We start from the raw sequence: 14,062 nt of genomic DNA, 5'->3' as shown, positions 1-14,062 counted from the left end.
CACTGGAGGCGTGCCCTCCTGAGCAGGGCGGCGCCGAGCCGCCGCAGGACCGGCTCCCGTCCCGTCGTGACCGGCAGCAGGACCGGCAGCAGGACCGGCGCGGTCATGCGCGGCCCCGTCCCGCCGCGGCCCACGGCAGCGCGACCGGACGGGCGACCCGGCGCATCACCGGCCGCGCGACCCGCCGTGCGAGGAACCGTGTGACGCGACGGCTCGCGTTCCGCCACCGCCGCCGCGTCGCCTGCCCCCGCGTCGCCTGCCTGCGCCACCGGTTGGCCCGGTCCTGCAGCACCAGCGACCTGGCCCGGCACTTCTCCAGCTCGGCCTGCAGCCGTTGCGGGCTGATCGTGGTGGCCGCCTCCGCCCGCACGACGCCCCACTTCTCGCCGACGTCCCAGAGCGTGCCGTACACCTCGTGGACCACGTCGTCGAGGTCCTCTCCCGGCTCGGCCACCAGGCGCGCCCTGCTCAGCGCCGCCGTACGCTCCAGGCGGGCGCGGACGACGTCGTCCCCTTCGTCGAGGGCGAGCGAGAGCACCCCCAGGGTGTTCCGGTCGGCGAAGGCGACCAGGCGGCCCAGCGCGTCCTGCCCGGGCACCCACCCCGCCGGGCAGTGGAACCGGAACGGCGTCGGGAAGCAGGACTCGGGCAGGTCGTCGGCGAGCGTCACCCGGGCATCCGCCTCGTACAGCGCCCTGATCAGGCGCAGGTCCAGGTCCGGGTCGTCCAGGGGCGCGCGGCGGGCCTCGCCGAGCCCGCTCCACGGCCCGGTGATCCGTACGGACACGTCCGGGGTCCAGCTCGCCAGCAGGCCGTCGACCGTGGCCCTGACTTCTTCGAGCGACGCGCCCCGGGCGTCCACGACCGCCTCGACGTACGGCACCCGGTATCCGCGCCCCGGGGTCGCGCGCAACCAGCGGAAGCTCGGCACACGCTCTCCGAGGTACGGCCGGTTGTGCCGCTTCACCTCCTGCTCGCGGCGCATGACCGCGGAGCCGCCGAGGCGCCACGCGCGGGCGGCCCGATCGGGGACGAAGACCGCGCCGGCCTGGGCGAGGCGGTAGCCCAGCTCGGTGTCCTCGCCGAGCGGCAACGACTCGTCCATGCCGCCGGCCGCACGGAACAGCTCCGCGGGCAGCGACGCGGCGGCGCCCACGTGGACCGCGAACGCGTCCGCCCCGGCGGTCCGCAGATCGTCGGTACGGTTCCAGCGTTTCTCCGTCCACTGCGGGCTGCTGTCCTCCTCGTGGAACAGCTTGGCCACCGCCCCCGCCTCGGCGGCGGCGAGGACCTCGCTCGCCGACAGCTCGCCCGGCTCCCACTCCACGGTCCGCAGATGGCCGAGCACGACGAGGTAGCGGGCGAGATGGTGCCAGCGCATGTGCGCCTCGACGTGCTCGGGGAAGGGCACGACGTCGTCGTCCAGCCAGTGGATGACGTCGCCCTCGGCGGCGGCCGCGCCCACGTTGCAGGCGTGCGGCTTGCCCCACCGCCCGGCCTCGGGCCGTACGAGGCGGGTGCGCTCGGGCCGGATCTCGGGGAGCCGGGCCGTCGGCCGCTCCCCGTCGTCCACGACGATCACGTCGAGCAGGTGGCGGGGGTAGGTCTGGGCGGCCAGGGCGGCCAGGGTCAGGGGAAGGGTGTCACCGGCGCCGCCGGTCGGGACCACCACGCTCACGGAGAGGTGGGGCGTCCACTCGCCCAGTTCGGGAACGCCGCCGAGGACGCCGTGGTCGTTGGCCGGGATGCGCGGCTGCCGGGTCGGGGATGTCACGGTTCCTGCCTCCAGTAGCCCACATGGGGCGTCGAAGCGCTTTCCATCAGATGGTTGAAATGGAGCCCGCGCCACTGCTCCTGGTACGACTTGAGGAACGCCTGGACGGGGTGTCTCCAGGTGTGCGCCCGGGAGTGGCGCCGGCGCAGGACGTAGTTGAGGCCGTGAGTGCGGTAGATCCGCCCTCCGGCGGCCTCCACGGACTCCAGGAGCTGGCCATCCACCGTCGTCCCGATCGGACGGAAACCGCCGACGGTCTCGAACATCTCGCGGGTGACGAGCATGGTCGCGCCCGCGACGAGGGACGTGAACCGCTCGGTGCCGAGCCGGCGGCGGACGGTGGTGTTGATCGGCTCCAGGTAGACGAACTCGGCCGCCGCCCCCACCAGCTCGGCCCCCGAGTACCGCTGGGCGAGCAGGAGGTCGGCGAGGTGGTCGGGGCCGTACCAGTCGTCGTCGTCCACCCTGGCGAGGAACGACCCGGACGCGACGGCGGCCATGCGGTTCAGCAGTTCTCCGAACGGCACGCCGGCCGCCGCCTCGACGACCGTGATCCGCAGCGACGAGTCGGCGATCGCCCCCTGGACTCCCGCCTCCCTGGCGGAGAACCCGTGCAGGCCCAGGATGACCTCGGCGCGTACACCGCGCTGCCGTTCCATCTGCTCCAGGGCGAACGGGACCATGTCCTTGCGGCACGTGCACAGCAGGACGGAGACGGGCGGCTCGTGGGGCAGCGCCAGCCCGGCCGAGACGGCGATGTTCCGCCAGCGCGGGATCGCGCCGTGCGTCCGGAGCGCGGCCCGGCGAAGCCGTACGCTGATCTCCTCGCGCCGCAGCTCGGACGCGAGCTGGTCCTCGTCCACGGTCGCGAGCGCGTCGGACAACTCCGCGCCGAGGGCCGGGTCCCCGATCCCGTCGCCGTCCATGAGCACGGGGATGCCGGCGGCGGCGAGCCCGGTGACGATCCGCGCCCGGACCAGGCCGGACGGGTCCGGTTCCCGGACCGCGACGCCGACGGCGTCGCGGAGCCGGGCCACGTCGACGTCCGTCAGCTCCCCGGACGGGGAGAGCCGGACCAGCTCGTCCAGCCCGCTGGTGATCGAGTAGCCGCCGGCCCTGCGGGTCAGCGTGGCCACCGGTCCCCTGGCGTTCTGGCGGAAGCCGATGGGGTTGACCACGGTCTCGTCCACCGGCGGCAGCAGGTCGGGGTACGCCGGACCGTCGGGGACGGCCGTCAGCGGCGCCCGCTCCACGACCGGGATGCGCCCGTCCGGCCACGGCCGGTCCGTACGGTCCACGACCCGGAGCACCAGGTCGCAGCCGGGGGCGTCCCGCCGCGCCACGACCGGCCCGTCCACGCCGGTCAGGGTCACGTTCGGGTCGCCGGGCCGCCACCCGAAGGCGCCCTCGCCCGCCAGGCCGACCACCGGCTGGGCCAGGTGCCGGCGCCCCCCGAGCAGGCCGTACAGGATGTGGGCGAGGATCTCGCCCCCGGGCACCGGCGCGGAGAACGTCGCCTCGATCCGCCAGCCCCGCCTGCGCCGCAGGATCCGCATGTCCGCCAGGAGGTGCCATGCAGCGCTCTGGCCCGCGACGGGGAGCGGCTGGGCGGCCCACGGCGGCGCCTCCGCGATGACGACGCACACCTGCGCCGCGTCCGGGACCAGCGCGCCGAACGGCACGAGCCGCCGCAGGTCGGCCGGGGTCCTGGCCGCGATGACGGCGCGCTCGACCGCCTCACCGGGCAGGGGCTGTCCGGGGTCGGCGCCGTCCAGGACGGTCCACTGCCCGGCGAAGTCGTCGCACACGCGGTCGAGCAAAGCCGGGTGGGAACCGAACCCGGCGCAGCCTCCCCAGGTCGCGCTCATGGTGCCCACCACCTCCGGGAGTGTCACTTTTCGTCGTTCTGACGCCGAGCCAGCATCGCGAAGGGCACCCCCGGCACCCCCATCCTTGGGGCAACATTTACCGCCACTGGAGACGGCGGATACGCGACGGAGGGTGTTCCGGACGGCATTCACGACCAGGGCCGGAAAGAGGCGAGTTCTCGCAGGTCATCCGGGGTTCTTCCGGGATGCCGCCGCCTGGGCGTTCAGTCCCCTTCAAGGGGATTACCAGGCGGACACGTTACGATGCCGCCTTACAAACCCCCGAGGAGCACCACCATGGCATTGCAGCGTTTAGTCCCTCTAACCGCCATATGCGCGCTTACCCTGTCGGCCACCCTCACCGCACCCGCCCAGGCCCAGGTTCAGGCGCCCTCCACGGCCGCCAAGCAGCGTGCCGCGGAGCCGTACTGCGTGACGCACAAATGCATCGCGCTCACCTTCGACGACGGCCCGGCCGAATACACGAACGACCTGTTGAAGGTGCTGAAGAAATACAAGGCGAAGGCGACGTTCTTCCTGATCGGCAACCGGGTGCAGAAGCACCCGAAGCTGACGATGAACATCGTCAAGGGCGGCCACGAGGTCGGCAACCACAGCTGGAGTCACAAGTACCTGACGGACCTCGAGTACAAGGCCATTTACTCCGAGGTGAAGAAGGGTCAGGACATCATCAAGAAGACCACCGGCAAGACGCCGGTGCTCTTCCGGGCGCCCGGCGGGCTGATCAACGACGGCGTCCGCACGGTCATCGCGAAGTTCGGCCTGCTCCAGATCCCGGGCACGGTGTCCACGCAGGACTACATCAAGGACTATCGCGATGTCGAGTTCCTGACCGGCCGGGCGCTGGACATCGCCGACCAGGACGAGGTCGTGCTGATGCACGAGACCGTCAAGCAGACCATCGAGTCCCTGCCCGCGGTGCTCGAGGAGCTGGCCGCCGAGGGCTACTCGTTCGTGACGGTCTCCAAGCTGCTCGAAGGCCAGGAGCTGGTCCCGGGAGAGAGCTATCCCGAGCAGCTCCCCCTGAGCGGCGACTGACCCCGCCTCTGCCTCCGGAGACACTGCCTCCGGAGACACTGCCTCCGGAGACACTGCCTGCGGAGACACTGCCTGCGGAGACACTTTCTCCGGAGACGCGTCGCGCCGGGGCGTGGCACGGGACGGCGGTTCCGTCTCGTGCCGCGCGCCCGGCGCGGCTCGGATGATCGGTTGTGGAGTGGGAGCCCGGGCTGCGGGTCCGCGGACTCCCGGGCCCGGCGGCCGTCATGGACCGCCGGGGTTCCCCGCGGGCGCGGGGGTCACTCCCACTCGATGGTGCCCGGGGGCTTGCTGGTGACGTCGACGACCACCCGGTTGACCTCGCGCACCTCGTTCGTGATGCGGGTGGAGATCCGGGCGAGCACGTCGTACGGCACGCGGGCCCAGTCGGCGGTCATCGCGTCCTCGGACGTGACCGGCCTGAGCACCACGGGGTGGCCGTAGGTGCGGCCGTCGCCCTGGACGCCGACCGAGCGGACGTCGGCGAGCAGCACGACCGGGCACTGCCAGATCTCGCGGTCGAGCCCGGCCCGCGACAGCTCCTCGCGGGCGATCGCGTCCGCCTCGCGCAGGATGTCGAGCCGCTCGCGGGTCACCTCGCCGATGATCCGGATGCCCAGCCCGGGGCCGGGGAACGGCTGCCGCCACACCATCGCGGCGGGCAGGCCGAGCTCCTCGCCGGCCCGCCTGACCTCGTCCTTGAACAGCGTCCGCAGCGGCTCGACGAGGTCGAACCGCAGGTCCTCGGGCAGGCCGCCCACGTTGTGGTGGGACTTGATGTTGGCCGTGCCGGTGCCGCCGCCGGACTCGACGACGTCCGGGTAGAGCGTGCCCTGGACCAGGAAGTCGACCGGCCCGTCGGCGAGGATCGCACGCTGCTCGTCCTCGAAGACCCGGATGAACTCCCGGCCGATGATCTTGCGCTTCTCCTCGGGGTCGACCACCCCGGACAGTGCCTTGAGGAACCGCTCCTCAGCGTCCACCACCCGCAGCTTGACGCCGGTCGCCTCGACGAAGTCGCGCTCGACCTGCTCGGCCTCGCCCTTGCGCAGCAGGCCGTGGTCGACGAACACGCAGGTGAGCCGGTCGCCGATGGCCCGCTGCACGATCGCGGCGGCGACCGCCGAGTCCACCCCGCCGGACAGCGCGCAGATCGCCCGGCCGTCGCCCACCTGCTCGCGCACCGCCGCGACGGCGTCGTCCACGATGTTGAGCATCGTCCAGGAGGGGCGGCAGCCGGCCGCGTCCAGGAAGTGCTTCATGACGGCCTGGCCGTGCTCGGAGTGGAGCACCTCGGGGTGGAACTGCACGCCGTAGAAGCCGCGCTCGGGGTGCTCGAAGCCGGCGACCGGGGTGTCGGCGGTCGAGGCGGTCACCGCGAACCCGGCAGGGGCGGCCACCACGGAGTCGCCGTGCGACATCCAGACCTGCTGGACCGGCGGGAGGCCGGCGAAGAGCTCGCCCTCCCGGACGACGTTGAGCACGGTGCCGCCGAACTCGGCGGCGCCGGTCCTGGCGACCTCGCCGCCGAGCGCCAGGGCCATCGCCTGGAAGCCGTAGCAGATGCCGAACGTCGGCACACCGGTCTCGAACAGGCCCTCCGGGACCGCCGGGGCTCCCTCGGCGTACACGGACGAGGGACCGCCGGACAGGATGATCGCCTTCGGCTTTCTGGCCATCATCTCCGAGACCGGCATGGTGGACGGCACGATCTCGGAGTACACATGGCACTCACGCACTCGTCGCGCGATCAGCTGCGCGTACTGCGCGCCGAAGTCGACGACAAGGACAGTGTCGAACTCAGACACCGGAAGGACCCCCAAAGGCTGCGAGCGGTACGCCCAGTCTATCGGCGGCCTTCCGGCGCACGACCCACGCGAGTGCCCCTGTGGAAAGGGGATCGCCGCTGATGGCCGCGGGTGCCGCGAGGGCTAGACGGGGTGGACGGCCAGGGCCGGATAGTCGGTGTATCCGCGGTGGTCGCCGCCGAAGGCGGTGGCGAAGTCGGGGTCGTTGAGCGGCGCGCCGAGCCGGAGGCGCAGCGGCAGGTCGGGGTTGGCCAGGAACGCCGAGCCGAACGCGACGAGGTCCGCTCCCCACCCCAGCCATCGGGAGGCGGTGGCGTCGGGGTCGCCCGCCCCGGCGTCGTTCACGATGAGGGTGTTCGGCCAGAGGTCGCGGATCCGGCGGTCGAGGTCGTCGTCGCGGGTCGCCATCAGGTGCAGGTAGGCCAGATCGAGCCCGGCGAGGGCGCGGACCAGGGCCGGGTAGACCTCGCTCCTGTCCTCCTCGACCAGGTCCTGGGCGCCGTTCCCGGGCGAGAGCCGGATGGCGACCCGGGACGCGCCGATCGCGTCCACGGCCGCCTCGGCCGCCTCCACGGCGAACCGGATCCGGCCCTCCACCGAGCCGCCGTACCGGTCGTCGCGCAGGTTGGCGTTCTGGGACAGGAACTGGTGGATGAGATAGCCGTTCGCCCCGTGCAGCTCCACCCCGTCGAACCCGGCGTCGACGGCCCGGCGGGCGGCGTCCGCGAAGTCGCGTACGGTCGCCTCCGCCTCCGCGGTGGTCAGCGCCACCGGCACCGGATAGTCCTGCGGCCCCGCGTGCGTGTGGATCTGCCCGGAGGCCCGTACGGCGGAGGGGGCGACGGGCGTCGATCCGGTGTTGTCCGGATGGCCGACCCGGCCGACGTGCATGAGCTGGGCGAAGATCCGGCCGCCCGCCAGGTGCACGGCGTCGGTCACCTCCCGCCAGCCGGCCACCTGCTCGTCGGTGTGCAGTCCCGGGGTGTTCACGTATCCCTGGCCGGCCGCGCTGGGCTGGACCCCCTCGGTGACGATCAGACCGGCCGAGGCGCGCTGGGCGTAGTAGAGAGCGGTCAACGACGAGGGGATCCCGTCCACGTACGCCCGGGACCGAGTCATGGGAGCCATGACGAGACGGTTGGACAGCAGCAGGTCACCGAGTTCGTACTGGGTGAAAAGCATGACAGAACTCCATTCTTGGTCGGCCAACTTGGGCACGCAAGAAGTACTTCTACATCTTGGCCAGCCAATTTGCAAGAGGTAGGCTGATCGCCAGAGGAGGCCGACATGGCGGAGCCGGTGATCGACGACGCGACCACGCGGTCAGGGCACCACGAAGAGGATCTCAACGGGCTGAGCTGCCGGATGGCGAGGGCGTCGCTCGGCCATCGGGTGCTGCTCGCCGGGCTGCTGGCCGAGATCGATCTCTACCCCGGCCAGGACCGGGTGCTGATGGCCCTGTGGGAGCACGGCCCCCAGTCTCAGAACAAGCTGGCCGCCCTGCTCGGCATCGACGTCTCGACGATGACCAGGAGCCTGCAACGCCTTGAGCGGAGCGGGTTCGTCAGCCGCGCCCCCAGTCCCTCCAACCGTCGCATCAGCATGGTCAGCACCACGCCGAAGGGCGACGCCCTGCGGCCCGAGGTCTTCCGCATCATGACGGAGGTCCACCGGCGCATGGTCCGGGGACTGACGCCGGACGAGGTCGCGACGCTGTACGCGCTGCTCGACGTGGTCAGCGACAACGTGTGCGGCGACGGGGCGTGCTTCACCGACGACTGTGACGAATGACACCGGGCCGGCCCGCGGGAGTCATCGGGCCGGACTCCGAGCCGACGCGGAGCCGGACCGGCTACGTGATGTCCACGATGGGCAGGCGCAGCGCGCCCGGTGCGGAGGCGGGGACCACCGGGCGGCGCGGGGCGACCGGCGCGAGCCGCACGTAGTCCGAGCCGAGCGGGGGACGCGGGTCGATGTCGCCCTTGTTGGGCCAGAACGCCATCGCCCGCTCGGCCTGCGCGGTGATCGTGAGCGACGGGTTCACGCCCGGGTTGGCGGAGACCGCCGACCCGTCGACCACGTGCAGGCCATCGTAGCCGTAGAGCCGGTGGTAGGCGTCGATCACGCCCGTCTCGGGTGAGTCCCCGATCGCGCAGCCGCCGAGGAAATGCGCGGTCGCGGGGATGTCGAACAGGTCCAGCCACGATCCGCCCGGAATGCCGCCGATCTCCTCGGCCGCGATCCGGACCGCCTCGTGCCCGGCCGGGATCCAGGTCGGGTTCGGCTCTCCGTGGCCGGGCCCGGCGCGCAGCCTGCCCCGCCGCATCGAGAGCGTGATCGAATTGTCCTTCGCCTGCATGACCAGGGCGATGATCGCCCGCTCCGACCACCTGCGGTTGTAGAAGAGGCGCGGCACCAGGTGCGGGCGGCGTGCCGCCTCGCCGAGGAACCGCAACCAGCGGGGCGCGCCGCCGCCGTCGATCAGCAGCGTGCGCAGCAGCGCCATCGCGTTGGACCCGTCGCCGTACCGGACCGGCTCGATGTGGGTGTGCGGGTCGGGGTGGAACGAAGAGGTGATCGCCACGCCGCGGTTGAGCCGGCCGCCCTTCGCCGACGGCCGCTCGAAGCCGAGCAGCGCCTCGGAGTTCGTCCTGGTCAGTGTGCCCAGCCGGGGGGAGATCCGAGGCAGCGGCCCCCTCCGGAGGTGGTGCAGCAGCCGCTGCGTGCCGTACGTCCCGGCGGCGAAGACGACCTGCCGGGCGGTGACGACCCGGCGTCCGCGCGGCGAGCCGGTCCTCCTGACCGCGACGGCGTAGCCGCCCTCCACCGGGCGCACGCCGGTGACCGTGGTCTCGGCGTGGACCCGGGCGCCGGCGCGCTCGGCCAGGTAGAGGTAGTTCTTGATCAGCATGTTCTTGGCACCGTGGCGGCAGCCGGTCATGCACTCGCCGCACTCGGTGCAGCCGCGTCGGCGCGGCCCGGCCCCGCCGAAGTACGGGTCCTCCACCTCGACGCCGGGCTCGCCGAAGAACACCCCGACGGGGGCGAGGCGGAAGGTGTCGCCCACGCCCATGCGCCCGGCCACCGTGCGCATCACCTCGTCCGCCCGGGTGAGGGTCGGGTTGCGCACCACGCCGAGCATCCGCCCGGCCTGGTCGTAGTACGGCGCGAGCTCGGCCTTCCAGTCGGTGATGCCGCTCCACTGCGGGTCGCGGAAGAACGGGTCGAGCGGCTCGTACAGCGTGTTCGCGTAGACGAGCGAGCCGCCGCCCACGCCCGCCCCGGCGAGGACCATCACGCCGTTCTTGCCGCCGATCACGTGGATGCGCTGGATGCCCTTCAGGCCGAGCGCGGGCGCCCACAGGAAGTCGCGCGCCCGCCACGAGGTCTTCGGCAGCGTGCCGTCGTCGAAGCGGCGGCCCGCCTCCAGGACGGCGACGGAGTATCCCTTCTCGGTCAGCCGGAGTGCGGCGACGCTGCCGCCGAACCCGGAGCCGATGACGACGACGTCATAGTCCATCGCTGCACTCCATCGTTTCCCCGTCCCCTCCGCTCCGGCGTCACTTCAGGTGGAGCTTGCGCATCGCCTTCAACAGCCCGGCCAGGGTGTCGGCGTACCTGTCGTACGCCATGCCGAGGACGGGGTCGAACCCGAGCCACGACGCCTGGCTGGCGACGGTCTGCGACTCGGTGTACTTCAGCAGGCCCTCGGCCCCGTGCCTGCGCCCGAGTCCGGAGGACTTCATGCCCCCCATGGGCGCGTCGTAGGAGGCGTAGGCGGCGCCGTACCCCTCGTTGATGTTGACGGTGCCCGCCTTGATGCGGGAGGCGAGAGCGCGCCCGCGCGCGACGTCCCGCGTCCAGATCGAGGCGTTCAGGCCGTAGACGGTGTCGTTGGCCTTCTCGACGACCTCGTCCTCGTGCCGGAAGCGGTACAGCGCCACGACCGGGCCGAAGGTCTCGTTGCCGCACACGTCCATATCGTCGGTGACGCCCGCGAGGACGGTCGGCTCGTAAAACAGCGGCCCGAGGTCGGGGCGGGCCTTCCCTCCGGTGAGCACCGTCGCGCCCTTCTCGACCGCGTCGGCGACGTGCGCGGTCACCGCGTCGAGCTGGCGGCGGAAGGTGAGCGAGCCCATCTGGACCGACCACTCCAGGCCGGAGCCGATCTTCATGTTCCCGGTCGCCCGGACGAACCGGTCGGTGAACGCGTCGTAGATCGAGTCGTGGACGTACAGCCGCTCGATCGAGATGCAGAGCTGGCCGGCGTTGGTGAAGCAGGCCCGCAGCGCGCCGTGCGCGGCCCGGTCGAGGTCGGCGTCCTCCAGCACGATCATCGGGTTCTTGCCGCCGAGTTCCAGAGAGCAGCCGATGAGCCGCTTGGCGGCCTCCTCGGCGATCCTCCGGCCGCCCCGGGTCGACCCGGTGAACGCGACGTAGTCGGCGCCGTCGATCAGCGGGTCGCCGATGTCGGCCGGGTCGCCGGTCACGATCTGCCAGATCTCGCGCGGCATGCCCAGCTCGGCGAGGAGGTCGATCGTCCACAGCGTCGAGAGCGCCGTCTGGGTGTCGGGTTTGTGGACCACGGTGTTGCCCGCGATCAGCGCGGGGATCACGTCGGTCACGCCGAGGGAGAGCGGATAGTTCCACGGGCTGATCAGCGCGACCGTGCCCTTCGGGTGGCGCAGCTCGGCCGCCTGGGTCGCGATCGGGAAGATGCCCTTGCGCTTCCTCGGGGCGAGCAGCTTCGGCGCCTGCCGGGCGTAGTGGAGCGCGCACCCGGCCACGTCGAGGACCTCCTCGAAGGCGTGCCGCCGTGCTTTCCCGGTCTCCATCTGGACGACGTCGAGGATCTCCTCGCGTCGGTTGAGGATGGCGTCGTGCAGCCGGAAGAAGGGTTCGATCCGCTCCGCGACGGGCCGCGCCGCCCACTCCTCCTGAGCCGCCCTGGCCGTGGCGTACGCCCTGCGGACGTCCTCGGCGGTCGAGACGGGGAGCTCGACGAGGGGCTGACCGGTGAAGGGCGCGGGCACCTCGACGGTCTTCCCCTCCGAGGTGACGTGCCGGACAATGCGCTCAAGCATCAGGGGGTCCATGCCCGGAAGGATATTCGCGAGCACCGCTCACGGCTACTGGCCGGTAGGCAACCATCGGGACACGAGGGTTCCGGCGATTCCCCTTAATTGCCAGAATCCAGATATGCGAGGAAATGCCGAGCCACGCGGGATTATCGCGCCGACGCCGAGCGCCACCCGGTGATGGCGGGCCCCGACGTCGCCCCGCTGCGGCCGGCGGATCCGGTCCGCCTGGGCGCCTACGACCTGACGGGACGGCTCGGCGAGGGCGGCCAGGGAGTCGTCTACCTCGGGGTCGGGCCCTCCGGCGAGCGCGTCGCCGTCAAGTGGCTGCGCTCCGACCTCGCCGGTGACCCCGCCATGCGCGAGCGTTTCCTGCGCGAGGCGACCTCCGCCAAGCGCGTCGCGCCGTTCTGCACCGCCCAGGTCATGGACACCGGCGTCGAGCAGGAGCGCCCGTACATCGTCAGCGAGTACATCGAGGGCCCGTCGCTCCAGCGGCGCGTGCAGACCTCCGGCCCCATCCCCGGCCCGGCGCTGCACCGCCTCGCCGTGGGCACGGCCACCGCGCTCGCGGCCATCCACCAGGCCGGCGTCGTCCACCGCGACCTGAAGCCGGCCAACGTCATCATGGGCCCCGACGGGCCCCGGGTGATCGACTTCGGCATCGCGCGTGCGGTGGACTCCGCGCACACCCTCACCTCCCAGCCGGTCGGCACGCCGTCGTACATGTCGCCCGAGCAGATCATGGGCGAGCCGGCCGGGCCGCCCGCCGACCTGTTCGCCTGGGGCTGCACGATCGTCAGCGCCGCCACCGGACGGGCGCCGTTCGGCAACGACACCATGCCCGCGGTGATCAACCGGATCCTGAACGCCCCGCCCGATCTGGGGAACCTCGGCGCGCCGCTGCGCGACGTGGTGACCGCGTGCCTGGCCAAGGACCCCCGGGCCCGGCCCACCGCCGAGCAGGTGCTCCTCAGACTGCTGCAGAACTCCGCGCCCGGCCCGGCCATCCTGAGCGAGGCCGCCGCGGCCGCCGCTCCGGGCGGCCCGGCGCCCGAAGGCCCGGCTCACGGCGGCCCCGGTCACAGCGGTCCCGGTCACAGCGGTCCCGGTCACATTCCCGGTCACAGCGGTCCCGGTCACAGCGATCCGGGGCACGGCGTCCCGGCCCCGGGGTCCTCCGCGTACCCGATGGACCGGCCGCCACCGGGGTACCCGGCGGACCCCGGGTACGCGTACCCGACGCGGCCCTACTCCCCGCAGCCGTACGCCGGGTCGTCGCCGTACCCTCCGCCGCCGCCTTCCCCCTATCCCGCGCGGGCCGGGGCGTACCCCACGGTCCCCGGCGGGCAGCAGGGCGGCCGGTCCGGGGGCCGGGTGGCGATGGCCGCGGTCGCCGCCGTGGCGGCGCTGGCCGTCGTCTCCGTGGTGGCCTGGCTCGTGTTGCGGCCCGTCGACACGCCCCTCCCCGGCCCGGGACCGGAGACGCCGTCCGCGAGCGTGCTCGCCGCCTCGCCGACGCCGCCGCCCAGCCCGTCCGCGACCCCCGTTCCCACCTCCGGGCTGACCAGCGTGAAACTGCCCGGCGTGCGGGCCACGCTGTACGAGCACCCCACCGACCCGATGACGCTGACCTACTACGAGGTCGAGAACACCGCCAAGAACACGTGGATCAACTATCCGCGGAACTCGACGCACGGGTCGTTCACCAAGAGCACGAAGTACTGGCAGCAGACGATCTCCCCGGACGGGAGGCTCTCCGCCGGCCGGAACAAGAACTACACCGACGACGACTTCCACGGCGTCGACATCATCACCAGGGCCACCGGCGAGGTCCGCACGGTGGCGACGGTGAAACGCCCCCTGACCTACGAGTACGCCGAGTGGACCCGGGACGGCGACCGGCTGCTGCTCAGCATCAGGAACCCGGGCGGCAGCACGTGGACCACCAAGGGGTTCGTCGTCGTCGACGTCGCCGCCGGGACCGCGAAGGTCAGGCAGATCAACGACCCCGCGATCAAGGAGGGCCGGTTCTACTGGACCGGCGACGAGACCACGGTCGCCACCTACTTCCACAGCGGGAAGACCGCGGGGATCCGCGTCTACGACCTCGACGGGAAGATCGTCAGGACCCTCGGCGGCGTCGGCACGCCGTACAACACGTCGTCCGGGCTGTTCTCCCCCTCGGGCGACGCGATGGTCACCGAGTGCCCGGACGCGCGGAGCAAGGTGTGCGTGTGGGACTCCGACTCCGGGTCCGAGACGACGAGATTCGGCTCCGACTGCTCCAAGGTGCTCGGCTGGTGGGACGCGACGCACGTGTTCTGCTGGACCACGCCCCGGTCGGGCGAGGCGAGCGTGATCGTCGTCGATCTCGACGGGACCACCGTGCGGACCCTGCTGGAGACCACCCAGTCCGACGTCCTCGGCCCCTTCTACACGCGGACCGGCGGCGGCTGAACCCCGCCGGACGAT

9 protein-coding genes are annotated in these 14,062 nt (G+C 72.2%); 3 read left to right on the top strand and 6 right to left on the bottom strand.

Translation table 11 applies throughout. The features are described from left to right. Positions 1–103: 103 nt before the first annotated feature. Both AWQ70_RS41145 and AWQ70_RS41140 read right to left on the bottom strand, forming a co-directional pair. On the bottom strand, positions 104–1,774 hold the full coding sequence (locus AWQ70_RS41145; protein WP_067174950.1) for a glycosyltransferase: 1,671 nt from the start codon (positions 1,772–1,774) through the stop codon (positions 104–106). After that, the gene (locus AWQ70_RS41140) at positions 1,771–3,642 is read right to left on the bottom strand and encodes a glycosyltransferase family 2 protein (RefSeq protein WP_157530039.1); all 1,872 of its coding nucleotides are present in this window, start codon (positions 3,640–3,642) and stop codon (positions 1,771–1,773) included. The genes AWQ70_RS41145 and AWQ70_RS41140 overlap by 4 nt, the downstream gene beginning before the upstream one ends. Positions 3,643–3,939: 297 nt before the next feature. Here AWQ70_RS41140 and AWQ70_RS13165 point away from each other — a divergent pair, with 297 nt between their 5' ends. Then, positions 3,940–4,701 carry a polysaccharide deacetylase family protein gene (locus tag AWQ70_RS13165; RefSeq protein ID WP_067174939.1) on the top strand — a complete coding sequence of 254 codons (762 nt, stop codon included), beginning with the start codon at positions 3,940–3,942 and terminating at the stop codon, positions 4,699–4,701. Positions 4,702–4,961: 260 nt separating this feature from the next. Here AWQ70_RS13165 and guaA read toward each other — a convergent pair whose 3' ends face one another. Together guaA and AWQ70_RS13155 are read right to left on the bottom strand one after the other, a co-directional pair. Beyond that, the gene (gene guaA / locus AWQ70_RS13160) at positions 4,962–6,524 is read right to left on the bottom strand and encodes a glutamine-hydrolyzing GMP synthase (RefSeq protein ID WP_067174935.1); all 1,563 of its coding nucleotides are present in this window, start codon (positions 6,522–6,524) and stop codon (positions 4,962–4,964) included. A gap of 108 nt (positions 6,525–6,632) precedes the next feature. Further along, positions 6,633–7,691: an alkene reductase gene (locus AWQ70_RS13155; RefSeq protein ID WP_067174931.1), complete on the bottom strand. Its 1,059-nt coding sequence runs from the start codon at positions 7,689–7,691 to the stop codon at positions 6,633–6,635. Positions 7,692–7,796: 105 nt separating this feature from the next. On the opposite strand from AWQ70_RS13155, the gene AWQ70_RS13150 reads away from it, so the two are divergent. Then, positions 7,797–8,300 (top strand): MarR family winged helix-turn-helix transcriptional regulator, encoded by a 504-nt coding sequence (locus AWQ70_RS13150; protein ID WP_067174929.1) that lies wholly within the window; start codon positions 7,797–7,799, stop codon positions 8,298–8,300. 61 nt (positions 8,301–8,361) lie between these two features. On the opposite strand, the gene AWQ70_RS13145 is transcribed toward AWQ70_RS13150, so the two are convergent. Both AWQ70_RS13145 and AWQ70_RS13140 read right to left on the bottom strand, forming a co-directional pair. Beyond that, entirely contained in the window at positions 8,362–10,029 is a 1,668-nt protein-coding gene (locus tag AWQ70_RS13145) for an FAD-dependent oxidoreductase (RefSeq protein ID WP_067174927.1), read from the bottom strand. Positions 10,030–10,069: 40 nt separating this feature from the next. Beyond that, positions 10,070–11,593, bottom strand: coding sequence for a succinic semialdehyde dehydrogenase (locus AWQ70_RS13140; RefSeq protein ID WP_245646931.1), 1,524 nt, complete (start codon positions 11,591–11,593; stop codon positions 10,070–10,072). A 174-nt stretch (positions 11,594–11,767) separates the two neighbouring features. Between AWQ70_RS13140 and AWQ70_RS40490 the strand changes: the two genes are divergently transcribed. Continuing rightward, positions 11,768–14,047 (top strand): serine/threonine protein kinase, encoded by a 2,280-nt coding sequence (locus tag AWQ70_RS40490; RefSeq protein ID WP_067174921.1) that lies wholly within the window; start codon positions 11,768–11,770, stop codon positions 14,045–14,047. Positions 14,048–14,062 lie beyond the last annotated feature (15 nt).

Source organism: Microtetraspora niveoalba (genome assembly GCF_001570405.1).
Lineage (GTDB): Bacteria > Actinomycetota > Actinomycetes > Streptosporangiales > Streptosporangiaceae > Microtetraspora > Microtetraspora niveoalba.
The sequence above is the reverse complement of the archived record's forward strand: the minus strand, read 5'-3'. Positions and strand labels throughout refer to the sequence as shown.